Here is a 21,845-nt window from a genome sequence, read left to right as displayed (position 1 = left end):
TCATCTCACCATCGGTTGAAAACGGCCGACCATTGTAGCGCCCAACGAGACGGTTATCCACACGAGGTGGCGCCTCTTTTTAGCCTGTGGACAACTTTTCGTAAGCTACGAGGAAAACCTTGTGACGGTCACGGGATAAAAGGAAGAAAGGCCACTTCCAAGGTTTCTAATCACATCTAATTAACAGTTTATAAGGCCGTTATTTGAGGGTTATGCACAGATTTTTTATCATTTTAATGTGTTGATAAAAATAACTTAAAGCAACTTATCCACAATTAGTATCCCCACTATTAATAACAGCAAGTTTTAAATAACTTAATTAGTAATAATAGTGCAGTGACTGCCAAACAGAAACGACACCAAGATGGCAGGGCCATTGCCTTTTTCACGCTTTTTATGCAAGGAAAAATTGCACCGGCGGCGGGAAGTCTCTACAATTTCCGGTCTTGAATTGAATCTACCCGGCTAGTTCCTCACTGGACCGGGTTCTTTGGAATTCACTTTCCGTCCTAAAACCACGTGGGAATAACGAGTTATGAAACGCACTTTTCAACCTAGCGTTCTCAAGCGCAAGCGCGCGCATGGCTTCCGTGCTCGTATGGCAACCAAAAACGGCCGTGCCGTTATCGCACGCCGCCGCGCCAAAGGCCGCAAGCGTCTGAGCGCCTGATCTCGGATTGCGTGTGCTGCATCAAGGCTTTCCCCGGTGCTTACGTTTGCTAACCGCTGGGGATTTTAGTCACGTGTTTGAACAGGCAGACCTAAAGGTTCATGGCAAAGGTATGATGGCGTTAGCACGCTTAAGTACCCGGGGACACCCCCGCATTGGCCTAGTGGTCAGCAAAAAAAATGTGAAACGCGCTGTCGATCGCAACCGCTTTAAGCGCCTTGTTAGAGAATCTGCCCGGCTTCGCCAAGACCACTTACCCTCTGTGGATATCGTGATTCTGGCTAAGCGTGGTGTGCAGGATATCGATAATGAGACGCTACACCGCCAGCTACACGGCATGTGGAAACGACTTCAGCGTGACGCACAGGCGGTGTCTTCAACTCCCCCGCTTGATGGCGTAACACGTGACGCTTGACGACACACCTCGCCGCTCGACCTCGGCCTGCCGCCTGGCAGGCTTTCGTGTGTCATGGGTCGAGTAAATGACACTGCGCCATTAGCATGTTCACCACCCATCGGGCAGAACCCTCATGGACGTAAAACGACTTCTATTACTGATTCCACTGGCTGTACTTGCCTACCTACTGGTAGTCCAGTGGAATCAGGATTACGGGCAGATCTCCTACGATTCAGCGCCTGAAATTACGCAAAGTAGCAACGGCGATTCGCCAAGCGATCCTGCCAATGGCGATGATTTGGCGGTGCCCAGCACGTCGGCACCCCAAAACGCAATCGGCGATGGCATGCAGGATGCGTCTGAAAGCGAGACGGCAAGCCGCGACTTTATCGCCGTGACCACCGACGTTCTCGACGTGCGTATTGATCCGCACGGCGGCGACATTGTCTATGCCGCCTTGCCGCAGCATAAGCTGACGCTGGATTCCGATCGCAACTATGTGTTGCTGTCAGATAATGCCACGCGCAGCTATGTGGCTCGCTCAGGCCTACAGTTGGACGGCCAAGCCAGTCGCATTGCCTTCACTCCCGAGCGTAATGAATACCGCCTGGGTGATGATGAAGAGCAGCTCACTATTGACCTCACCGCCAATGTGAACGACGTTGACGTCATTAAACGACTCTCTTTTGAGCGCGGAAATTATGCGGTCGATGTTAGTTACTACTTAGCCAACAATACCGATGCGCCCGTCAGTGCACGCTTTATTGGTCAACTAGCACGCGATAACAGCCCTGACCCGTCTAGCGGTGTCGCCATGGGTATGAACTCCTATCTAGGGGCAGCTTACTCAACACCGGAAACTCGCTACGACAAAATCGATTTTGACGATATTCAGAGTAGCCAGTTTGAAAACCGCGAAGCACAAGGCGGCTGGGTAGCCATTATCCAGCACTACTTCGTGTCAGCCTGGGCACCCCCGCAAAATCAACAGAACCTCTATTACGCCACCACGGATTCTCGCGGTCGTAATGTGGCTGCCTTTGCAGGCCCGACAACTAACGTTGCCGCGGAAGGGGAAGCTACGCTGAGCGCTACGCTCTACATGGGTCCGAAAGTTCAAGACTACCTTGAGCAAGTCGCACCGAACCTTAAGCTCACCGTGGATTATGGCTGGCTTTGGTTCATTGCCAACCCGCTGTTCTGGCTGCTGGATAAGATCCACGACATCGTCGGTAACTGGGGCTGGTCGATTGTTCTGCTGACCGTGCTGGTGAAGCTGGTGCTCTTCCCGCTCTCTGCCAAGGCCTACAAGTCCATGGCGCGTATGCGCAAACTGGGCCCAGAGATGCAGCGTCTCAAAGAGATGTATGGCGACGACCGCCAGAAAATGTCTCAAGAGATGATGAAGTTCTACCAGAAAGAGAAGATCAACCCGCTGGGTGGCTGTTTGCCGATTCTGGTACAGATGCCGGTATTTATCGCGCTTTACTGGATGCTGCTGGAATCCGTTGAGCTTCGCCACGCACCGTTCATGTTCTGGATCCAGGATCTCTCGGTTAAAGACCCATTCTTCATTTTGCCCATTTTGATGGGTATTTCGATGTTCGTTCAGCAAATGCTGAACCCCACACCGCCAGACCCCATGCAGGCGAAGATTATGAAGATGCTACCGATTATCTTCACCTTCTTCTTCCTGTGGTTCCCGGCTGGTTTGGTCATCTACTGGGTAGTCAACAACATTATCTCGGTCGCACAGCAGTATGTGATTACGCGCAATATCGAGAACGACCCCAGCGTAGGGAAAGGGATGCGAACCAAGTAACGCACCTTCCAATGCCACCAGACCCCCGCCCTAGCGGGGGTCTGGCGTTTTAGGCGACACTTAGGCATAAACGCCTGACTACTTTCCAATTCGCCATCTTCTATCAGCAACGGAAACCGCCATGGCCGACCGACTCTATACTCAAGACACTATTACTGCCTTGGCAACCCCCCCTGGCCGAGGTGGTGTGGGCATTATCCGCGTATCTGGCCCTGCCTGCCGTGATATCGCCTCTGCCATACTCGGCCACTGCCCAGCCCCGCGCCACGCCCATTACGGGCCATTTAAAAGCGCTCAGGGCACCATTGATGAGGGGATTGCCCTACTCTTCAATGGCCCACACTCCTTCACCGGTGAAGATGTGCTGGAGCTTCAAGGGCATGGCGGGCCGATCATTATGGATATGCTGCTGGAGCGCTGCCTTCAGCTAGGAGCTCGCCTGGCTCGTCCTGGCGAATTTTCCGAGCGCGCTTTTTTGAACGATAAGCTGGACCTCGCCCAAGCCGAAGCCATTGCCGACCTGATTGATGCCTCGTCACGTTCGGCTGCTGAAAACGCCGTAAGGTCGCTACAAGGGGAGTTTTCAAGCCGCGTCTCGGCCCTGGTACAGCGGCTTATTGAACTACGCGTATACGTAGAAGCCGCCATTGATTTTCCGGAAGAAGAGATCGACTTCCTTGCCGACGGCCATGTTGCCCAGCACTTGGCGGGCGTACAGCAAGCGTTAGCCGATGTACGTAAAGCAGCCGGCCAAGGGGCTTTGCTACGCGAGGGCATGAGCGTGGTTATCGCCGGGCGCCCCAATGCGGGTAAGTCCAGCCTGCTAAACGCACTGACCGAGCAGAATACCGCCATTGTGACAGATATCGCCGGCACCACTCGCGATGTGCTGCGTGAACACATACACATTGACGGTATGCCGCTGCATATCATTGATACTGCCGGATTACGCGACACCCCGGATGCGGTGGAGAAGATTGGCGTGGCCAGGGCCTGGGAAGAGATCGAAAAAGCTGATCGAGTCCTACTGCTTGTGGATGCAACCACCACCGCGGCCACCGACCCGATGACCATTTGGCCGGAGTTTGTGGCACGGCTTCCCGATCAAACGCGATTAACGCTGGTGCGTAATAAGATTGATACCAGCGCTGAACCGGCAGGAATTGATTTATCCACAGCCACTCCAACGCTGCGCTTGTCAGCAAAAACCGGAGCAGGTGTGGATAGTTTAAAAACTCACCTTAAAGAGGTGATGGGCTTCTCGACCACTACCGAAGGGCGTTTTTCGGCACGTCGCCGTCATTTGGATGCTTTAGACCGCGCCATGGGCGCGCTAGAGACCGGGCGCGCTCAGCTAGATGGCTACGGCGCCGGTGAGCTGCTTGCTGAAGACCTACGCGATGCCCAGCAGGCGCTGGGAGAAATTACCGGCGAGTTCAGCGCTGATGATCTGCTTGGCGAAATTTTCGGCAGCTTCTGCATCGGTAAGTAACGCCCACCCAGCCGCTACTCCTCTACCAGCCAACCCGCATGGTAGCGGCTCTCATTGCCTAACAGCGGCGTTATGTGTGCCATGGCAGCGGCTAAGTGCTCATTCAAACCCCAGGGTGGGTTAATGACAAGCATGCCGCTGCCATACATTCCGTGGCCTTGCTGGTTAGGTTGGCGTAGCAGCAGCTCACTGCGCCAAATTTTACGAATTCCGCTCTCTTCTAAGCCGGTTAAAAGGGTGTGATGGTGGCCTGCGGGCAACAGCGGATACCAAATCATCACCACGGCGTGGCGCACTTTTGCCATCGTATGCGCGACCGTCTCGACCACTTCTTGATACTCCGTTTTACGCTCATAGCTGGGGTCGATCAGTGCGCATAGCCGTGGAGTAGACACCGGCACCAACCCTCTCAGCCCTGCCAAACCGTCACCATAAATTCGCTGGGCCCGCTTGGGAAACGCTTGGCCCTCCAGATGCCCATGTTCCCCAGGGTGCAGCTCATAAAGCTTGAGTCGATCCTGTTCCCGCAGCGGCTGGGATAGCCACCACGGCGATCCAGGGTAGTGGGTTAGTTCGTCCGCTTCCGGCTGAGCATTAACCAGCGCTTCCATCCAAGCGTTCAACAGCACACTGTTTAGATCACGGCGCGCTTGCCACAGCGGCCAAACGCCTTCGCGATACTCTTGTAGCCGCTGTGTCTCTTTTGTAGCAAGCGGATAGAGTCCTCTACCGGCATGAGTATCCACATATGTAATGGCTGTTTTTTTACGTAATAAATAATCGGTAACCGCGTAAAGCGTAAGATGCTTATGTATATCGGCAAAATTGCCCGCATGGTAGGCGTGTTGATAAGACAGCATGGCAGCTCGCTAGCAGTGAATCGAAAAAAAGCCCGCTATATCAGCATAGCGGGCTTTTATCAGCAATACCGAAGTTAGAGCGTTCTCATCAACCGGCGATATGGAAAAACCTGGTCTAGAAGCGCTTAACTCGATAATGGTTGGTTAGCCTTGGCCATCACCCGTGGGGGTGAGGGTAATTTCAACCCGACGGTTCTGAGCACGGCCTTGATCGGTATCGTTGCTCGCCACAGGCTGGGTCGCACCGTAACCCCGGATGTTAAGACGCATAGAAGAAACGCCGTTTTGACCTAGATAGCTACCCACCGCCTGAGCACGACGCTCAGAAAGGCGCTGGTTGTAGTTAGGGTCCCCTACGCTATCCGTGTGGCCTGCAATATTAACGCGCGTGTCTTGATACTGGGTTAATACGCTAGCTACTTCGTTGAGTGCACTACGCGCTTCGCTAGTAAGATCCGCTGAGTCAAAGCCAAACGTTACACCACTTGGCATATTCAGCACGATATCATCGCCGCGACGGTCAATTTCGATCCGTGACCCTTGTAGGTTTTCTCGTAGCTGCCGCTCTTGGCGATCCATGTAAACGCCAATGCCTGCACCTGCAGCGGCACCCACGGCCGCACCGATGAGGGCACGATCACGGCGACTGGTACTTCCATCGCCGGAGAGTGCACCGGCTGCAGCGCCCACAGCAGCACCGATACCCGACCCCATCGCGGTACTGGAGCGCTGCGTTTGCCCGCTGTAAGGGTCAGTAGTAGCACAACCAGCCACCAAAATAGCAGCCGCTAATGGGGTCAGTAGTCGAGAAATACGCATCGCTCACTCCTTGTTGTCTTCAGGGTAGTTGCTTTCTGTATCGCTGATCACTCATTACTTATTAATGCCAGCAACTCATTCAAGAATAATAGACCTTGAGGTGAAGCACGCAGATTTTCAGGCATTTCCATTAAAAGTCCTTTTTCATGGGCACTTTGTAAGCGCTTAAGTAACACTGCCTCAGGCTGCCCGGTATGGCGTGTCCATTTATCCATGGCGACTCCATCGGTTAAGCGCAGCGCGTTCATTGCAAATTCAAGCGGCAGTTCATCCATATGGATGAGCTGCTTGCCTGCAATAAAGCCACGGAGGTCATTGGCACGGCGCAAGTAGGCGTCTGGTTGACGTGTTTTCCAACGCCGTTCTATATGCCACTTCCCCTCTTGATCAATGGTCGTCAGCTTACCGTGAGCCCCCGCCCCGATGCCAAGATAGTCGCCAAACTGCCAGTAATTAAGATTGTGCCGGCTTTGCTGGTGAGGCTTTGCGTAGGCTGATATCTCATAGCGATGTAAGCCTGCTTGCTCAAGCTGCTGGTGACCCGCTTCCTGGATATCCCAAAGCGCTTCCTCTTCAGGGAGTGTCGGAGGGTGAGAAAAGAAGGCAGTATTAGGTTCAAGGGTCAGCTGATACCAAGAGAGATGCTCGGGTGAGAGCGCCAGGGCTTGCTCTATATCTTCCAGTGCTTGTGCAGGCGTTTGCTGAGGCAACCCATGCATCAAATCAATATTAAGATTATCAAACCCCGCTTTACGGGCCTGCTCGACCGCTTGTAGCGCTTCTTGGCCACTATGAATACGCCCCAACGCTTCGAGCTGCGTAGCATGGAAACTTTGCACGCCTAACGATAAACGGTTAATACCCGCTTCTCGATAGCCAATAAAACGCCCTTGCTCGGTTGTCCCAGGATTGGCTTCAAGGGTAATTTCAATATCGGCAGCAAAGGGTAAGCGTTGGCGTATTGCACTAAATAGTTCGCTGTAAAACGCTGGCGATAGCAAGCTAGGCGTCCCCCCTCCAATAAAGATCGTCTCAATCGTTCGCCCTGCCGCCAGGGTAAGATCTCCATCAAGATCTTTCAGAAGTGCGCCTAAATAGGCGGTCTCTGGCAGCTCACTGCGCTCAGGCTCATGCGAGTTAAAGTCGCAATAGGGACACTTGCGCACGCACCATGGCGTATGGATGTATAGCGAGAGCGGAGGTAATGGCTCAGCCATGCGCCACCTTCAAAAGGTCCACTAAACTCTGTAGCGCGCGACCTCGATGACTCAAACGATTTTTGGTTTCACTCGGTAGCTCAGCCACACTCATCCCCTGGTCAGGTAACCAAAAAAGCGGATCGTAACCAAAGCCGCCTTCCCCTCGTGGATGGGCAAGAATCTCACCCTCCCAACTGCGTTGAACAATAACAGGAACAGGGTCTTCAGCATGGCGCAAATAGACCAGCACGCACCAGTAGCGACCGGTTCTCTGCCCCTCCGCACACTCACTCAGTGCTTTAAGCAGCTTTGCATTATTTCGTTGATCGCTTTTAGGTTCCCCAGCGTAACGCGCTGAGTAGATCCCCGGTGCCCCGTGGAGTGCATCAACTTCTAAGCCAGAATCATCGGCCAATGCGGGTAACCCACTGACGCGGCTCGCCTCTCGCGCTTTTAGCAGTGCATTTTCGACAAACGTAAGCCCTGTCTCTTCCACATCGCATACACCAAATTCTGCCTGAGGGCGGACATCAAACCCGAGTGGCATCAGTAACTGGTTGAACTCTTTAAGCTTTCCATCATTACCGCTGGCTAACACCAGGGGAGTAAGCGTTGACATAGGTAAATCTCCAAACAAGAGATGCTCAGTCTACGCCTATCGAATTCTCATCAGAAGCCAACAAAATGTTACTCAATGTATCGATGAAGGCGAGCCTTATAAATAAATTTACTCATCATATTTCCATTAAAAACAATTGACTAAAATAAATATAAACAAAAGAAATAAGTATATGACGTTTATTTTTACCACAACTCTAATAACAAAACTTTACGAAATGTATCTTATAGGCAACACTTGAGTGAGCCACAGCTCACTCTTTCTATCTATGAGGATTTCACAATGTCGCAGGAAAAGACCGATGATTTGGTGTACATCATCACCGAAAAAAGCCCACAGTCTCAGCTGTTTGCTGATTATCTACATGAGCATACGGGCTGTGACGTCAGTATTTACTCTCCAGGAATCGCGCTTCCCGCCGTCACCGCCGAACGCATGCTGATTCTCATCGACAGTGACCACATCAGTATCGAGGCACTGCCGGATTGGCAAGATGCGTTGACCGAAACGCTCGCAAAAGTCCCCCTTGCTGCGTTCAACATCCACGATATGGATCACGCATTAGAAGCGCTCTCCTGCGCTCAGTTGAAAGGCGTGTTTTATCGTAACGAAAGCCTCGAAGTGATTTGTAAGGGTATCCATGCGCTGATGGAGGGAGACCTTTGGATGTCACGAGACCTGATGGCTAAGCTCATCCTTTTTTATCGCAAGTACCAAAGTAACGCCTTCCGACCAGCGTGCGGCCTTACGAATCGTGAAATGGAAATTATCTCTTTATTAAGTGCCGGCTCATCTAATCAGCAAATAGCTGACAAGCTGTTTGTAAGTGAACACACCGTTAAATCGCACCTTTACAACATTTTCCGAAAAATAAACGTGCATAACCGAATTCAAGCACTTAATTGGATACATCAAAACCTAGGCCCCATTTTGCCTAATATCGATACCGCAAGAAGCTTAAAACGGCACCGTTAGCCGTTAAGCCAATCGTTAAAAAATTACTAAAAAAGAGTTACTTACCATGCCGCTATTGTATGTCTTTTTACTCACATGGTTTCTAGCGTTCTCACCAACGTCCTGGGTGCTCGCTAACGAGCCCGCCCCTCCTGCCGAATCGCTGGCAGAGAATGAACAAGATGCTGTCGATGCTATTAATCAGCTATCAAGCTCTGATGGCCCAGAAATTCAGAGCCGCGCTAACGGCAGTAGCGAGCTGACCGGAATAATGGTTGATCGAACCATCACGATGGCAGGCAAAACGTTTTATCGCGCCTTTAGCCAGCAGGCAATGGGAAACGTATTGATAGGCAATGCCACGCTCACCATTCAAGAGCGTCCTGACGCACGTTGGGGCAGCCAAGTATGGATTATGCAAGGCAACCGGATGTACTTCAGAACACAGCTCTCTCCCAGGATTAGCGAAGCGGATCAGGTGGCTGGGGAGGCTGTACAAATCGTCGAGGAAGCACTTCTCCAGCAACAGCTGGCTTCCGCTATTACCTCCGACAAAGACTTGGGAAGAGAGGAGTTATTCTAATGAAAAAGCTAAGAAACATAAGCGCAGCAACAGCGCTACTCGCATTAGCGCTATCCCCCGCTGCTCAGGCTGGCGAACTGATCTATCAACCGCTCAACCCCTCTTTTGGCGGTGACCCGTTTGTCGGCAGCTACTTACTAGGTAAAGCCCAGGCACAGGACACCAACACCGACCCAGATGCACGACGCTCCCAACCTATTTCGTCTACCCAACGCTTGGTACAAAGCCTGGAAAGCCGACTCATTTCACAGCTCATCAGCGATGTGGGAAGGGGCGAAGCCGGAGAGGGCAGTTTTGATAGCGATGAATTCGGCGTCGTGGTCAGAGATGACGGTGGTCAGCTTACCGTCCAAGTAGTAGACAAGCTCACTGGCGACGTTACCACCATCAATGTTGGCGGCTTATTTAACCCTTGAAGCAAGTGATTCGACCATCCAAAAAATTAAACGCAATAAAACAAGGGGACACCCATGAGAATTATCATCGTTGGGATATTAGCATTCTGGCTAAGTGGCTGCGCCGGTACTATCGCCACCTCAGAAAATTTGGAGGGGGCACCCGCTACCCTTACGCCCAGGGGGGCTGCCTACCAAGATCTTATATCGCTACCACCACCAGCAGGGCGTATCTTTGTATCCGTGTATGACTTCCGGGATCAAACAGGTCAATACCGTCCAGCCCCGGCTAGTACGTTCTCCACCGCCGTTACACAAGGGGCCGCAGCAATGCTCACCGGAGCCCTTGCCGACTCGGGGTGGTTTATTCCTCTTGAGCGTGTCGGCTTACAAAACTTGCTGACCGAGCGCCGCATCATTCGCGCAGAGTTTGAACGCTTTGGCCAGCCCGATACGCTGCCATCCCTGCGCGCAGCGTCTGTTATGTTGGAAGGGGGGATCATCGCTTATGAGTCCAACATACGTACCGGAGGGGCGGGGGTTGAATATTTCGGTATCGGCGCCTCAGGTCAGTATCAAGTAGACCAAGTGACTGTAAACCTCCGGGCGGTAGAAATTTCTTCCGGCGAGGTGCTAGCGAACGTAACAACTACGAAGACTATCTACTCCAAGGAGCTGCGTGCCGGTGTCTACCGCTTTATCGACTTCAGTCGTCTACTAGAAGCAGAAGCCGGTATTACAACCAACGAGCCCGTACAGATGGCGGTGATGTCAGCCATCGAGTCGTCGGTCATTCATTTGATTGCACAAGGGGTAGAAAATCGGCTTTGGAACCTGCCCAGCGATGTCAATTTCAACGAAACCATATTGGCGGATTATTTAAATGCACCGGTACCGCTGCTGTAACGCTATTTAATTCCTCAAGGGAACCTTGAAGGTCATGCTTTTGCATGACCTTTTTTTTCGTTAACGACCTTTTAATTAACAATAATTTACTGAATTTAAAAGCTATTTTCATATTCTTCTAATTATTATTTTTTCATCTATATCATTTTCTCAATCATATTGATGATTGCCTCATAGCGATATAAATAATCGCTTACCCATTAAAGAACATTATTTTTAAAAACATTAAACCCGAAAAACTTCTTATAGCAAAAAAACGCTTAGCGTCCAGAATGAGTGCATGTAACAAACAGAAACAACATGTTTCTTTTGGAGGTTTTAAGTGACTACTTATGGCTGTCATTTTTTTACTCGCGCTAAAAAGCAGCTCTGTTTTTTTATATTTTTAGCTGCTTGCCTATTTACAATAGCGCCAGTAAACGCTAACGAGATTGAACAAGCGCTGCTAGAAAAAGCAAGAATCACTCAACATATTGAACAGCAGCAAGAGCAGCTAAATCAGTACGGCGACATAAGCAATGCCAGTATTATTCAACAAATAGGCAGCAATAACAGCGCGACTACTGCACAGTCTCAATCGGCTAACTTTCAAGCAAGAAACTTTGCTTTTATTTATCAATACGGCAACCGGAATAACGCAGATATCTTTCAGCAAGGAAGCGGACACAGCGCTGTTATTTGGCAAGAAGGAAACGGGCACAAGGCTACCATCAACCAACTAAACGATAACCGCGCCTTTGCAGCCGATATCCGCCAGTTTGGCAGTTCAAGCGAAGTACAGATTTCACAATCGGGGAGCGACCCGCGCAGCATTAGCGTCGAACACCACGCGTATTCGGGCAATGCACAGCCGGTCTTCGTCGAGAAACACTGAGCAGCATTCCGCTACCTCAGTGATCACCAAAGCAAGATGGTCGAAAACAAAGGGGAAACACCATGAAAATGCAACTCACCGCACTCGCTGCAGCCGTCGCTTTAACAGCCAGTTTTTCTACTATGGTGCAAGCGGATCCACGTGACTGGGACAATCCAGATAATGACACTACCAGCCACTCTCCCTCTGCGAGTACTTTTAGTGCCCAAGAGACAATCAGAGAAGGTATGGATGGTTTTGAAAAGCACGTCAACCATGCAAACGCCGATGCAAATACTCAGTACTCTAAAGTCCAACAGAGTGGCAGCTATGCTAGTGCTCTTGTTAACCAACATGATGGCCCTCAGTACTCGCTAATTCAACAGTCCGGTTATGCTGATGAAGCTACTGTTTTACAAAAAAATGCAACCAATAACGCCGGTGGTACCAATGAGTCTATCATTAAACAAGAAGGATCAACTCACACTGGGAATACAGCAATTGTAACCCAAATTGGATATCTAAACGATTCTTTCGTGGATCAGCGTGGTAATAATAATAGAGCAGAAGTCGATCAAATCGATAACACAGCAAGCAGCGACTCTATTATCCATCAACGTGGGGATGACAACACTGCAACGATCATGCAGACAAATAATACTTCTCAAACATGGAGCTTCGTTGGGCAATATGGCAATGACAACGTCGCTGACGTTACTCAAAACTACGCAGATCTTAGCTCCTCCTTTATTTATCAAGATAGTAGGGGTAGCCAGGGACATTATGCTGAAGTTAGTCAAACTGGTCCTAGTAACTTCTCAATGATCCGTCAGATGGGTCATACGCAAGGAGGCGCTGTGCATTCCCAAACAGGTAACGCTGGAAACAATACTGCCGTTACCAATCAGTGGTGAAGCATAGTAATATTTTTGCAACATATCTTGTGTCAAAACCGCCCTACGGGGCGGTTTTTTTATGCTTTTTCCTGCTGACTTGACCTTTCATCAACTTATCAACGCCTATCGCCAGCCCCACCATTAAAAAACTAAACACTCCATATGAGAAACCTCATTTTTTTGAAATTTAAGAAAATGGGGTTTTTAAGCTTCAATTTCAATTAAAAGCATCATGGTAATGCCATGAGGATATTCCATACTCAACTCAACGAAACGTTACATAAAAATACAAAACGCAAAGGCAGTTAACATGAAGATTTATCAACAACGCTCCAGCGCTTTGACAAGCATCAACATACCAAAGATTACTCGGAAAGTGTCGCTTTTATCGCTGGGAGTCGTCGCCGCCGTGTTTTCAATTTCATCATTGGCGCAGGATGATCAGATTATTAATCCCGGTGTGAATGAGAAAACGGCATATACCCATATTAATAAGAGTGAAAATTCACTGCTAAATAGTGACATCAAAATTCCAGCATCAAGCGGTAATATGTCACTCATCAAACAAATAGGTGATAGAAACACAAGCACCGTTAATCAAAATCGAGTCATTCAAGGTAACGCTAATTTTTCGTCTATCTACCAAAGCGGAAATTTAAATAACGCCTCAATTAATCAAGAAGGCTCACAAAATATTGGCCTTATATACCAGGACGGTAATCGATTAGAGGCCACTATTACCCAGACAGGTAATCAATTCGAAGCTCAAGTCACTCAGTATGGGCTTGATGCAAACGTCAACATTTCACAATCGGGGAGTGGCTATCGCAGTATTAACGTCGAGCAACAGTCTTACTCGGGTAATGCTTCACCAGTCACTATCGATACCTACTGAGCAACACAAGTTGCCTCAGTTATAACTAAGCAAGTAAATCGAAAAGGGGAAATATCATGAAAACTCAACTAACTACTATTGCTGCCGCTATTGCTTTCACCATGAGCGCCGCTGCACTGGCACAAACAATGCCTGACTCTAGCTTCAATAGCTCTAGGAATACCATCAACGGCATGGCTGGTCCTGGCTACGATGGTAACCCTGTCGGCAGTGATTCTTTCATCAATCAAACGGGGAATAATAACAATAACGCAGTAGTACAATGGGGTACCCAAATTTCGCGCATTCAACAGAATGGCAACAACAACGGCACCAGCATTAATCAAGATGATGTTGTGGGGCAAGCACTAACATCCCCAGGTCAACACTACTCTTTAGTTGACCAGGATGGAAACAATAACTATGCGTCGGTTGCGCAGCTTGGTAAGTATAATGACTCTAAAGTCTATCAAGAAGGTAACCGTAACTACGCAAATATCGATCAAAGCGGTGAGTTAAACGACTCATGGGTCAAGCACGATGGCAATGACAATAGCAGCGAAGTCAATCAGCACGGTAAGTTAAATGACAGCTATGTCCTCTTTAATGGCAATAGTAACTACTCGTCTACCAACCAAATGGGGGATGAACTAGACAGTGACATTATCGCTCATGGTAATGATAACAACTATGTTATTACTCAAAGCGGCTATGGTCACGACTCCTTTGTTCGTACCAGCGGTTCGGGTAACAACTACAACGTAACTCAAAGTGGTGACTTCGGTGCAAGTGGCCAGCACTTCTCACAAATTAAAACAGTAGGTAATAATAACTACAACTCTGTGAGCCAAGGACACTAAACCCTAGGACGCTACTATCTAGATATAATCCGCCCCTTACGGGGCGGTTTTTTCGTTTCAGCGCACCATAATGGTTAATGTGCCGCCTTTGCCTTGGGTAGAAGAACGCGAGCGGTTGGTGCCTTTTACAATATCAACGTCAAGACGCTCATCGTCGGTCAGCAGCTTTACTGTTCCCTCCAGGGTGGTTCCTTCAAACGTGTACTCCGCGGGCACGGTGCCCTGCTTTTCGATGTGCTCGGTTGTTTCACCTTCGCGCGTAATACGCCATTCGGCGGAAAATTCAGCGCCTGGCGAGCCACTCATTGTGATGTGAATCTGTGTCATAGCATGCTCCTGTGCAGCGGCTGCGCCTAACGGTACACCCAGGGTGGTCACAGCGGTTAAAAGTGCGTAATTGAACAATCTATAGTGCCAAGCCGTTTGCCCTTTCATGCTTGCCTACCTCATTAACCACAAGAGCCGCTCGATATGAGCGGCTCTTGCAGTGTAGCAGTAGAAACAGATCTCCGTTACTTTACGTTACATAACAGAGAAGGCTTTTTCTGCGGCATCTAAGGTGAACTGAATATCTTCAGGTGAGTGGGCGCTCGACATAAAGCCTGCTTCAAAAGCAGAAGGGGCAAGGTAAACGCCGTGATCCAACATGGCACCGAAGAAGCGCCGGAAAGCCTCAGGGTTACACGCGGTCGCCTGGGCAAAGTTATCCACCCGTGACTGTGAGGTGAAAAAGACGCCGAACATGCCGCCGGCTGATTGTGTCATCATCGGAACACGTGCCGCATTGGCGCGCTCCTGCAGGCCGTTACACAGGGTTTGCACTCGCTGTGTCAGTGCATCGTGAAACCCCGGTACCTGGAGCTTGGTTAACAGAGCGACCCCTGCAGCCATGGCCAGCGGGTTACCGGAAAGCGTACCGGCTTGGTATACCGGCCCCAGTGGCGAGATATTTTGCATGATCTCCTGCTTGCCGCCGAATGCGCCAACGGGCATGCCGCCGCCAACAATCTTGCCTAGGCAGGTTAAGTCCGGTGTGACGCCGTAGTGCGCTTGAGCACCGCCTAACGCAACGCGGAAGCCGGTCATCACTTCATCAAAAATCAAAATGCTGCCGTGCTCATTACATACCCGGCGCAGCGTTTCTAGAAACCCTGGCTGGGGTGGAATGCAGTTCATGTTGCCAGCCACCGGCTCGACAATAATGCAGGCAATCTGCTCGCCAATCTCCGCAAAACACGCTTCCACGCCTTCAGGGTCGTTATACGACAGGGTAATAGTGTGCTCAGCGAGCGACGCCGGTACGCCGGGCGAGCTGGGTTCACCATGAGTTAACGCGCCGGAGCCGGCTTTAACGAGCAGTGAATCCGAATGGCCGTGGTAATTGCCTTCGAATTTCACAATTTTGTCGCGCCCTGTCGTGCCGCGCGCGAGGCGAATGGCCGACATCGTCGCTTCGGTGCCCGAGCTGGTCATGCGCACCATTTCCATGGTGGGAATGATATTGCAGATAAGATCTGCCATGGTGGTTTCAACCGCCGTCGGCGTCCCAAAAGAGAGGCCGTTATCCAATCGAGCACGCACTGCCGCCAGTACGTCTTGGTCGGCATGGCCGGTAATCATTGGCCCCCAAGAGCCAACGTAATCTACGTAGCGATTACCTTCCACATCGAACAGATAAGCACCCTGGGCGCGCTCCATAAAAACCGGCGGACGATGAAGACCTTTAAATGCTCGGACGGGCGAGTTAACCCCGCCTGGAATATGGCGACTGGCAAGGTCAAACAGTTCAGCAGATGTGGTCATGGCATCCTCAATATAAATGGTTTACCGGCAATGAGATCAAAAACGTACGGGGTGTGGCAAGCGATTGGGCAGGCACTGACCGCTGGGTGGCTGATAGCCCTGAGACAAACTTTCCCAGGTAAAGTGCTGCGCCTGCTCGCACGCCATGGGCAAGCGCTCCCCTACGGCTAATCGGGCGGCAATGGCAGAGGCTAATGTGCAGCCAGAGCCATGAAACGTTTCTGGCAAGCGGGGCCACTGCCACTGGCGGGTAGTGTCTGGCGAGTGGAGGGTATGTATCACTTGCTGCGTGTTGCCCGGCAGAGGGTCGTCGGTTGCGGTTACTAAAATAGCTTGGCACCCCCGCGAAAGTAACGCCACCGCCCGCGCCGTATCGTCAAAAGGCGCGGTAATCTCAGGGGTTAGCGCAGCCAATTCAAAGCGGTTGGGGGTTAAAATATCCACAAGGGGCAATAAACGATCCACATACAATTTTTGCAGGGCCGGTGTGGATAACTCTGTTCCGCCCCCCGCTTTCAGCACAGGGTCAGCCACCACCGGCACACCGGGAAACCGACGAATAATTTGCTCCGCCGCGCGAAGCGTTGGCTCATCGGCTAATAAGCCAATTTTTATCGCGGCGATCTGCATATCGCCCAGCGCCTCCGCCATTTGGCGCATAGCCTGGGGGTCAGCCGGCAAAATCCGTAAGACGTTGTGGCAGTTTTGAACTGTCAGCGCGGTTGGAATCGTGGCGGCCCAACCGCCACAGGCGGCAATGGTTTCACTATCAGCCACTAGCCCAGCACCGCCGGTTGGGTCATGGCCTGCAAGCACTAATACCACGGGAGGAAGAGGTTGGCGCATCAAAAGGGCTTCACCACCGCAAGAATAATAATTGCGATTAACGCAATCACGGGCGCTTCGTTAAACCAGCGGAAAAACACGTGGCTTTTGCTGCAGCGGGCTTGTTCAAATTGTTTTAAATAAATGAGACATACATGGTGATAGGCGATTAGCAGAGCCACCAATGCTAATTTGGCGTGCATCCAGCCTTGGCTCAACCACGCGGGCGCCAAGTAGAGCATCCAGCCGCCAAAGATCAATACCACAATCATTGAGGGCGTCATAATGCCCCGATACAGCTTGCGCTCCATGGTTTTAAAGTAAGTGATCGCTTGCTCATCGCCTTCATCCCGCGCCATGGCGTGATAAACATACAGCCGTGGCAAATAAAATAGCGCAGCAAACCAGGTAACAACCGCCATTAAATGAATGGCTTTTACCCATAAATACATACTCTCTCCTTAGGCAGTAGGGTCATTGCTGGAAAATAGCCGTCTAGGCGTCAGGGCTTTTTTTCAGCACTTTGGCTTTCAACACTGAGAGGGTCAACGTAGTGATAGTAACGTTCGATAGCATCACGGGTAATGATACCTGAAATACGCTGATGCTTTGGTCGATAACCGTGAACCACGTAGAGCGCATCCAGCGTATCCGCCTGTAATTTTAAAAATGCCTCAGAGAGTGTGGCCTGCAACGCAATAGGCGCCATTTCCAGGCGCTGACCGGGAACTTCAAGTAAATCAATCAATTCATCTTCCGGTGGTGTTTCACCCTCAAGCGCCTTATCGTGCTCCAACAACCAACGGGCAAGCTCCGCGGCTTTGAGCGCCAACACCGGCTTTTCACTGCTGGAGCGCTCAATCACCAGCCAGATGGGGCTGCTTTCCAGCAAACGGCGGGCATGGCTTGGCGTGATCATGCGCTCTGTACGCACTAACTGCCGCTCCATCACCGCAGGCACTGAAACCCGCGAAAGTGCCTGCATCAAAGGCTGTTGGAGTGGATGCAAACCGTAGCGTACCGAGCTAATAAAAAAGCCTTCACAGCCCGTTAGCTGGCGCGACGTTAGGCAAGCCACTACCACCACTAACATACCCGGTAGCATTATGTTCGGTGAATGGGTTAGCTCAAGCAGCGCCATCAATGCTGCCAGCGGTGCTTGTAGTACAGCCCCCATCATCGCCGCCATGCCTAACATGGCATAAATGCCGGGGTCTGCCGCTTTATCTGGCCATAGCCAACCGCCTAACATCCCGCCTAGAGCACCAGTAGCAGCACCCACCACTAATACGGGACCAATAATGCCAATCGGCACCCCACCTGCAACGGTAATCGCGGTAATCAGCAGTTTAGCCATCATCAGCGCCAGCAGTACGGTAACGGTCAGCTGGTTGTTTAAGATGGCAGCCACGCTGTCGTAACCAATGCCCTGTACGCCAGGAAACCACCAAGCGACAGCACCTGTTGCTACGCCTACCACGCCTAACCTTAGCCACAGCGGCCACTGCTGCAGATACTGGCTACGTGACACATGAATAAACAAACCTGCTAACAGGCCAATCACTAACCCCATCACTACCACCCAAGGCACATTCAATAATGAACCTAGAGCAACCTCAGGAATACGAAACGCCGGTTCGTTGCCGTACACCAGCTGAGCAACGAGTGCCCCCATGGTTGAGGCGAGTATCACGGGCATAAAGCTCATCAGGGTGTATTCCATCATCACCACTTCCATGGCGAAAATGACACCCGCTATAGGTGTATTAAACGAGGCTGAAATACCCGCAGCGGTACCGCAAGCCACTAACACGCGCAGGCTATTATTGGGTAGGCGAAGCTTAAGCCCCAAGCCGCTTGATGCCGCAGCGCCCAAATGAATGGCCGGCCCTTCACGCCCCGCAGAAAGCCCACCGAGCACAGATACCACACCCACCCACCACTGGTTTAACCAGTTGCGCATGGGGAAACGCCCTTGATGATAGGTAAGGCGCTCAATCACGTGGCCAACACCCAATTTACGGGCGGTCGCCTTTTGGCGATAGAGCAGTGCACCGATTAGGCTGACCGCAATAATGGGCAGTAGCGCCCGAAGCCATGGCGCTAAGCCTTCAAAAGCTTCCGGGTCACCTTCAGGCATATATAGCGCCGCGCCCGCCTCAAGCAGTAGGCGAAAGGCTACCATTAATGCGCCTGTTATCACCCCCGACATCAGCCCCAGCACGCATAGCTGCGGTAGGGCATCCACGTTCGCCAATTGGCGACGAAAACTCTCTAAGGTGAAATCTGATCGGGAAAAACGTGCCACAGCGACCATCCTTGCGCTTGGGTTACGAAAGGTTCTATCAGCATACCCGAATTAACTAACACCGTGGCGTTCATCGCATCGTTCGTACCATTGAGCGCTCTTATGGGGGACGCCTCTTGTGTATCATAGCTTGATACGCTTCGACATCCTGCCCCCAGTGAACAGGGCTGTTGATGACTGGCGCTTTATTGTTAAGACGTAACGTGCTCAACGCGCAAGGAGTGGTTTGTGATTAAGGTTGGTATTGTCGGCGGAACGGGTTACACCGGTGTCGAGCTTTTAAGGCTCCTCGCCCAGCACCCCCACGTTAGCGTAGAAGCGATTACCTCACGATCGGAAGCGGGCGTTAAGGTGTGCGATATGTACCCCAACCTGCGCGGCCACTACGACACGTTGGCGTTTAGCGAGCCCGATGCCAACGCGTTAGGGGCGATGGATGCCGTGTTTTTTGCCACTCCCCATGGTGTGGCCCACGCCCTTGCCGGGGAGCTGCTCGAAAAGGGCACACGGGTTATCGATCTCTCGGCCGATTTTCGCCTGCGCGATGCAGCGGAGTGGAGCCAGTGGTACGACCAGCCCCACGGCGCACCAGAGCTATTAAAAGAAGCTGTTTACGGCCTGCCAGAAATGCATCGTGAGCAGATAAAAAGCGCTCGCTTAATTGCCGTACCCGGCTGCTATCCTACCGCCGTTCAGCTGGGCTACCTGCCGCTTTTAGAAGCTGGGCTAATCGACCCAGGTCAGTTAATCGCTGACTGTAAATCCGGCGTTACCGGGGCTGGCCGTGGTGCAAAAGTAGGGTCACTGCTCGCCGAAGCCAGCGAATCCATGAAAGCCTACGGTGCGGCGGGTCATCGTCATTTACCGGAAATTCGCCAAGGCTTGGGTGATATGCAGCAACATCCGGTAGGACTCACCTTTGTCCCCCACCTAACACCGATGATTCGCGGTATTCACGCGACGCTCTACAGCACACTCACCAGCGAACCCGGCGATTTGCAGGCGCTGTTTGAGCAGCGATACGCCCACGAACCGTTTGTGGATGTAATGCCTGCCGGTAGCCACCCGGAAACCCGCAGCGTCAAAGGTAACAATACCTGCCGCTTAGCGATTCACCGCCCAGGCAATGGCAATATCGTGGTCGTACTCTCGGTGATTGATAACCTCGTGAAAGGCGCATCAGGCCAAGCGATTCAAAATCTTAACTTAATGTTTGGCTTTGAAGAGAATACCGGCCTCACAGCTCCTGCCTTGATGCCTTAAGTCGCTACTAATTCCCAGCAATAGTTGACCCTTTTGCTGGGAATTACCCATAATCGTTTTCTAATACCGATTATTCGTTCTTTAAAGCTCGCGGGAGGTACCCATGAGCGGTGCAGAAGCTTTTGTTCCAACCCCTCTACTTTTATCTGATAGCGCACGCAGTCGTATCAACGCGCTGATAGAAGAAGAGAGCAATCCAGCGCTCAAACTACGCGTTTATGTGACCGGCGGTGGCTGTTCAGGATTTCAATATGGTTTTGATTTCGCTGAAAACGTCGCCGAAGACGATACGCTGATTGAGTTTGGCACTGCCACGCTAGTGGTCGATCCACTCTCCTATCAGTATTTAGTAGGTTCCACTATCGATTATGAAGAGGGTCTTGCCGGGGCGCGTTTTCGCGTACAAAACCCCAATGCTACGACTACCTGTGGCTGTGGCGCCTCATTTATGGTCTAACCAGCGTTAGTAGCAAGCCCACCCCGTGACTTGACGCCTTGGCGGTTTCTCGCCAAGGTTAAAAGGTCAATAACGGTTGCAGACGTGATTTATAAGAAAAACTCTCTTTGAATAACGTCGCTAACCAAACAATACACGGGGAAACGAATGAGCTACTTACTGAAAAAATCTGTCATTGCCACCGCTCTCGCATTGGGCTTGGGCAGTACCACTATCGCGTTTGCACAAACGCCTACTGTAAATGTGGCCACTGACCCAAGCTTTGTGCCGTTTGAAATGATGGACCCAGAAACCGGCGAAATGATCGGTTTCGATATGGATATCATCAACGCCGTTGCCGAACGCGCTGGCTTTGAGGTTAACCTCACTACCATGGAGTTTTCTGGCATTATTCCTGCGGTACAGACCGGCAGCCAGGAAATCGCCATTGCGGGCACCACCATTACCGAAGAGCGTGCCCAGGTTGTCGACTTCTCCGACCCCTACTATGACTCAGGTCTGCAAATTATTGTGCGCGCCGACAACGAAGAGGTCTCTTCGATTGAAGATCTAGCGGGTCTCACCGTTGCCACCAAGATCGGCTCCACTAGCTACGACTTTCTTCAACAAGAACTCGGCGATGATGCTGACATTACTCCCTACCCAGGCACCGCCGACATGTATATGGCGCTGTTAGGGCGTAACGTCGATGCCGTACTGTACGACGCCCCTAACGTGGCCTACTTCTCACAAACCCGCGGCGAAGGACGTACCAAGGTTGTCGGCCCACTGTATGAAGGCCAGCAGTACGGCATCGTGTTCCATAAAGGCAGCGAGTGGGTAGAGCCTACCAACGAAGCGCTAGCCTCCATGCGTGAAGACGGCACCTATGATGAAATCTACACAAAGTGGTTTGGTGAAGCCCCCAGCGCTGAGTAACAGCGCTGTTAGCGACCACTGATACCCATTAGTGCTTTTCATCGCAGGGCCGGGCGGCTACTCCCCCGGCCC

Annotated in this window: 24 protein-coding genes; 15 read left to right on the top strand and 9 right to left on the bottom strand. The window is 51.2% G+C overall.

The window, feature by feature from the left end; genetic code table 11:
• Positions 1 to 535 precede the first annotated feature (535 nt).
• From rpmH to mnmE, 4 genes are all read left to right on the top strand, one after another.
• Positions 536 to 670, top strand: coding sequence for a 50S ribosomal protein L34 (rpmH, locus tag LG301_RS16810; protein ID WP_009723348.1), 135 nt, complete (start codon positions 536 to 538; stop codon positions 668 to 670).
• A gap of 13 nt (positions 671 to 683) precedes the next feature.
• Positions 684 to 1,085 carry a ribonuclease P protein component gene (rnpA, locus tag LG301_RS16805; protein ID WP_263066552.1) on the top strand — a complete coding sequence of 134 codons (402 nt, stop codon included), beginning with the start codon at positions 684 to 686 and terminating at the stop codon, positions 1,083 to 1,085.
• A gap of 115 nt (positions 1,086 to 1,200) precedes the next feature.
• Complete coding sequence (yidC, locus tag LG301_RS16800) at positions 1,201 to 2,889, top strand: membrane protein insertase YidC (protein ID WP_404472336.1); 1,689 nt, start codon at positions 1,201 to 1,203, stop codon at positions 2,887 to 2,889.
• A gap of 121 nt (positions 2,890 to 3,010) precedes the next feature.
• On the top strand, positions 3,011 to 4,381 hold the full coding sequence (mnmE, locus tag LG301_RS16795; protein ID WP_404472334.1) for a tRNA uridine-5-carboxymethylaminomethyl(34) synthesis GTPase MnmE: 1,371 nt from the start codon (positions 3,011 to 3,013) through the stop codon (positions 4,379 to 4,381).
• 14 nt (positions 4,382 to 4,395) lie between these two features.
• Here the strand turns inward: mnmE and LG301_RS16790 are convergent, their stop codons facing one another.
• The 4 genes from LG301_RS16790 to rdgB form a co-directional block, all read right to left on the bottom strand.
• Positions 4,396 to 5,241 carry a 23S rRNA (adenine(2030)-N(6))-methyltransferase RlmJ gene (locus LG301_RS16790; RefSeq protein ID WP_404472333.1) on the bottom strand — a complete coding sequence of 282 codons (846 nt, stop codon included), beginning with the start codon at positions 5,239 to 5,241 and terminating at the stop codon, positions 4,396 to 4,398.
• Between the two features lie 144 nt (positions 5,242 to 5,385).
• Positions 5,386 to 6,060, bottom strand: coding sequence for an OmpA family protein (locus LG301_RS16785; protein ID WP_404472331.1), 675 nt, complete (start codon positions 6,058 to 6,060; stop codon positions 5,386 to 5,388).
• 47 nt (positions 6,061 to 6,107) lie between these two features.
• Positions 6,108 to 7,277, bottom strand: a complete 1,170-nt coding sequence (hemW, locus tag LG301_RS16780) for a radical SAM family heme chaperone HemW (protein WP_404472329.1) — start codon at positions 7,275 to 7,277, stop codon at positions 6,108 to 6,110.
• Entirely contained in the window at positions 7,270 to 7,878 is a 609-nt protein-coding gene (gene rdgB / locus LG301_RS16775) for an RdgB/HAM1 family non-canonical purine NTP pyrophosphatase (protein ID WP_404472327.1), read from the bottom strand. Before rdgB ends, hemW begins: the two co-directional genes overlap by 8 nt.
• A 282-nt stretch (positions 7,879 to 8,160) precedes the next feature.
• On the opposite strand from rdgB, the gene LG301_RS16770 reads away from it, so the two are divergent.
• The 8 genes from LG301_RS16770 (at position 8,161) to LG301_RS16735 (ending at position 14,199) form a co-directional block, all read left to right on the top strand.
• Complete coding sequence (locus tag LG301_RS16770; RefSeq protein WP_404472325.1) at positions 8,161 to 8,853, top strand: LuxR C-terminal-related transcriptional regulator; 693 nt, start codon at positions 8,161 to 8,163, stop codon at positions 8,851 to 8,853.
• Positions 8,854 to 8,899: 46 nt separating this feature from the next.
• Complete coding sequence (locus tag LG301_RS16765) at positions 8,900 to 9,415, top strand: CsgE family curli-type amyloid fiber assembly protein (RefSeq protein ID WP_404472324.1); 516 nt, start codon at positions 8,900 to 8,902, stop codon at positions 9,413 to 9,415.
• Complete coding sequence (locus tag LG301_RS16760) at positions 9,415 to 9,831, top strand: curli assembly protein CsgF (protein WP_404472322.1); 417 nt, start codon at positions 9,415 to 9,417, stop codon at positions 9,829 to 9,831. The genes LG301_RS16765 and LG301_RS16760 overlap by 1 nt, the downstream gene beginning before the upstream one ends.
• Before the next feature lie 54 nt (positions 9,832 to 9,885).
• Positions 9,886 to 10,716 (top strand): CsgG/HfaB family protein, encoded by an 831-nt coding sequence (locus tag LG301_RS16755; protein ID WP_404472320.1) that lies wholly within the window; start codon positions 9,886 to 9,888, stop codon positions 10,714 to 10,716.
• Between the two features lie 322 nt (positions 10,717 to 11,038).
• Complete coding sequence (locus LG301_RS16750) at positions 11,039 to 11,590, top strand: hypothetical protein (protein ID WP_404472318.1); 552 nt, start codon at positions 11,039 to 11,041, stop codon at positions 11,588 to 11,590.
• Between the two features lie 62 nt (positions 11,591 to 11,652).
• Positions 11,653 to 12,483, top strand: coding sequence for a hypothetical protein (locus tag LG301_RS16745; RefSeq protein WP_404472316.1), 831 nt, complete (start codon positions 11,653 to 11,655; stop codon positions 12,481 to 12,483).
• A 292-nt stretch (positions 12,484 to 12,775) separates the two neighbouring features.
• A complete protein-coding gene (locus tag LG301_RS16740) occupies positions 12,776 to 13,360 on the top strand; it encodes a hypothetical protein (protein WP_404472315.1) in 585 nt (194 codons plus the stop codon).
• Between the two features lie 56 nt (positions 13,361 to 13,416).
• A complete protein-coding gene (locus LG301_RS16735; RefSeq protein ID WP_404472313.1) occupies positions 13,417 to 14,199 on the top strand; it encodes a curlin subunit CsgB in 783 nt (260 codons plus the stop codon).
• 57 nt (positions 14,200 to 14,256) lie between these two features.
• Here the strand turns inward: LG301_RS16735 and LG301_RS16730 are convergent, their stop codons facing one another.
• The 5 genes from LG301_RS16730 to LG301_RS16710 all read right to left on the bottom strand — a co-directional run bounded on the left by LG301_RS16730 (position 14,257) and on the right by LG301_RS16710 (position 19,135).
• Positions 14,257 to 14,526 carry a hypothetical protein gene (locus tag LG301_RS16730; RefSeq protein ID WP_404472311.1) on the bottom strand — a complete coding sequence of 90 codons (270 nt, stop codon included), beginning with the start codon at positions 14,524 to 14,526 and terminating at the stop codon, positions 14,257 to 14,259.
• Positions 14,527 to 14,721: 195 nt separating this feature from the next.
• Entirely contained in the window at positions 14,722 to 16,002 is a 1,281-nt protein-coding gene (hemL, locus tag LG301_RS16725) for a glutamate-1-semialdehyde 2,1-aminomutase (protein WP_404472309.1), read from the bottom strand.
• 36 nt (positions 16,003 to 16,038) lie between these two features.
• Positions 16,039 to 16,848, bottom strand: coding sequence for a hydroxymethylpyrimidine/phosphomethylpyrimidine kinase (locus LG301_RS16720; RefSeq protein ID WP_404472307.1), 810 nt, complete (start codon positions 16,846 to 16,848; stop codon positions 16,039 to 16,041).
• The gene (gene hemJ, locus LG301_RS16715) at positions 16,848 to 17,279 is read right to left on the bottom strand and encodes a protoporphyrinogen oxidase HemJ (protein WP_404472305.1); all 432 of its coding nucleotides are present in this window, start codon (positions 17,277 to 17,279) and stop codon (positions 16,848 to 16,850) included. Before hemJ ends, LG301_RS16720 begins: the two co-directional genes overlap by 1 nt.
• A 50-nt stretch (positions 17,280 to 17,329) precedes the next feature.
• Positions 17,330 to 19,135, bottom strand: a complete 1,806-nt coding sequence (locus LG301_RS16710; RefSeq protein ID WP_404472303.1) for a chloride channel protein — start codon at positions 19,133 to 19,135, stop codon at positions 17,330 to 17,332.
• 228 nt (positions 19,136 to 19,363) lie between these two features.
• Here LG301_RS16710 and argC point away from each other — a divergent pair, with 228 nt between their 5' ends.
• The 3 genes from argC (at position 19,364) to LG301_RS16695 (ending at position 21,773) form a co-directional block, all read left to right on the top strand.
• Positions 19,364 to 20,398: an N-acetyl-gamma-glutamyl-phosphate reductase gene (argC, locus tag LG301_RS16705; RefSeq protein ID WP_404472301.1), complete on the top strand. Its 1,035-nt coding sequence runs from the start codon at positions 19,364 to 19,366 to the stop codon at positions 20,396 to 20,398.
• 103 nt (positions 20,399 to 20,501) lie between these two features.
• Positions 20,502 to 20,855: an iron-sulfur cluster insertion protein ErpA gene (gene erpA, locus LG301_RS16700; RefSeq protein WP_009098079.1), complete on the top strand. Its 354-nt coding sequence runs from the start codon at positions 20,502 to 20,504 to the stop codon at positions 20,853 to 20,855.
• Between the two features lie 147 nt (positions 20,856 to 21,002).
• Complete coding sequence (locus LG301_RS16695; RefSeq protein ID WP_404472300.1) at positions 21,003 to 21,773, top strand: transporter substrate-binding domain-containing protein; 771 nt, start codon at positions 21,003 to 21,005, stop codon at positions 21,771 to 21,773.
• Positions 21,774 to 21,845 lie beyond the last annotated feature (72 nt).

This window comes from Vreelandella venusta (assembly GCF_044809155.1).
GTDB lineage: Bacteria > Pseudomonadota > Gammaproteobacteria > Pseudomonadales > Halomonadaceae > Vreelandella > Vreelandella venusta_B.
The sequence above is the reverse complement of the archived record's forward strand: the minus strand, read 5'-3'. Positions and strand labels throughout refer to the sequence as shown.

What these genes read in the sequence shown, in the direction of transcription:
- rpmH (WP_009723348.1), top strand. Translation starts at nt 536, where the DNA reads ATGAAACGCACTTTTCAACCTAGCGTTCTCAAGCGCAAGCGCGCGCAT.
- yidC (WP_404472336.1), top strand. Translation starts at nt 1,201, where the DNA reads ATGGACGTAAAACGACTTCTATTACTGATTCCACTGGCTGTACTTGCC.
- mnmE (WP_404472334.1), top strand. Translation starts at nt 3,011, where the DNA reads ATGGCCGACCGACTCTATACTCAAGACACTATTACTGCCTTGGCAACC.
- LG301_RS16790 (WP_404472333.1), bottom strand. Translation starts at nt 5,241, where the DNA reads ATGCTGTCTTATCAACACGCCTACCATGCGGGCAATTTTGCCGATATA.
- LG301_RS16785 (WP_404472331.1), bottom strand. Translation starts at nt 6,060, where the DNA reads ATGCGTATTTCTCGACTACTGACCCCATTAGCGGCTGCTATTTTGGTG.
- hemW (WP_404472329.1), bottom strand. Translation starts at nt 7,277, where the DNA reads ATGGCTGAGCCATTACCTCCGCTCTCGCTATACATCCATACGCCATGG.
- rdgB (WP_404472327.1), bottom strand. Translation starts at nt 7,878, where the DNA reads ATGTCAACGCTTACTCCCCTGGTGTTAGCCAGCGGTAATGATGGAAAG.
- LG301_RS16770 (WP_404472325.1), top strand. Translation starts at nt 8,161, where the DNA reads ATGTCGCAGGAAAAGACCGATGATTTGGTGTACATCATCACCGAAAAA.
- LG301_RS16765 (WP_404472324.1), top strand. Translation starts at nt 8,900, where the DNA reads ATGCCGCTATTGTATGTCTTTTTACTCACATGGTTTCTAGCGTTCTCA.
- LG301_RS16760 (WP_404472322.1), top strand. Translation starts at nt 9,415, where the DNA reads ATGAAAAAGCTAAGAAACATAAGCGCAGCAACAGCGCTACTCGCATTA.
- LG301_RS16755 (WP_404472320.1), top strand. Translation starts at nt 9,886, where the DNA reads ATGAGAATTATCATCGTTGGGATATTAGCATTCTGGCTAAGTGGCTGC.
- LG301_RS16745 (WP_404472316.1), top strand. Translation starts at nt 11,653, where the DNA reads ATGAAAATGCAACTCACCGCACTCGCTGCAGCCGTCGCTTTAACAGCC.
- LG301_RS16740 (WP_404472315.1), top strand. Translation starts at nt 12,776, where the DNA reads ATGAAGATTTATCAACAACGCTCCAGCGCTTTGACAAGCATCAACATA.
- LG301_RS16735 (WP_404472313.1), top strand. Translation starts at nt 13,417, where the DNA reads ATGAAAACTCAACTAACTACTATTGCTGCCGCTATTGCTTTCACCATG.
- LG301_RS16730 (WP_404472311.1), bottom strand. Translation starts at nt 14,526, where the DNA reads ATGACACAGATTCACATCACAATGAGTGGCTCGCCAGGCGCTGAATTT.
- hemL (WP_404472309.1), bottom strand. Translation starts at nt 16,002, where the DNA reads ATGACCACATCTGCTGAACTGTTTGACCTTGCCAGTCGCCATATTCCA.
- LG301_RS16720 (WP_404472307.1), bottom strand. Translation starts at nt 16,848, where the DNA reads ATGCGCCAACCTCTTCCTCCCGTGGTATTAGTGCTTGCAGGCCATGAC.
- hemJ (WP_404472305.1), bottom strand. Translation starts at nt 17,279, where the DNA reads ATGTATTTATGGGTAAAAGCCATTCATTTAATGGCGGTTGTTACCTGG.
- erpA (WP_009098079.1), top strand. Translation starts at nt 20,502, where the DNA reads ATGAGCGGTGCAGAAGCTTTTGTTCCAACCCCTCTACTTTTATCTGAT.
- LG301_RS16695 (WP_404472300.1), top strand. Translation starts at nt 21,003, where the DNA reads ATGAGCTACTTACTGAAAAAATCTGTCATTGCCACCGCTCTCGCATTG.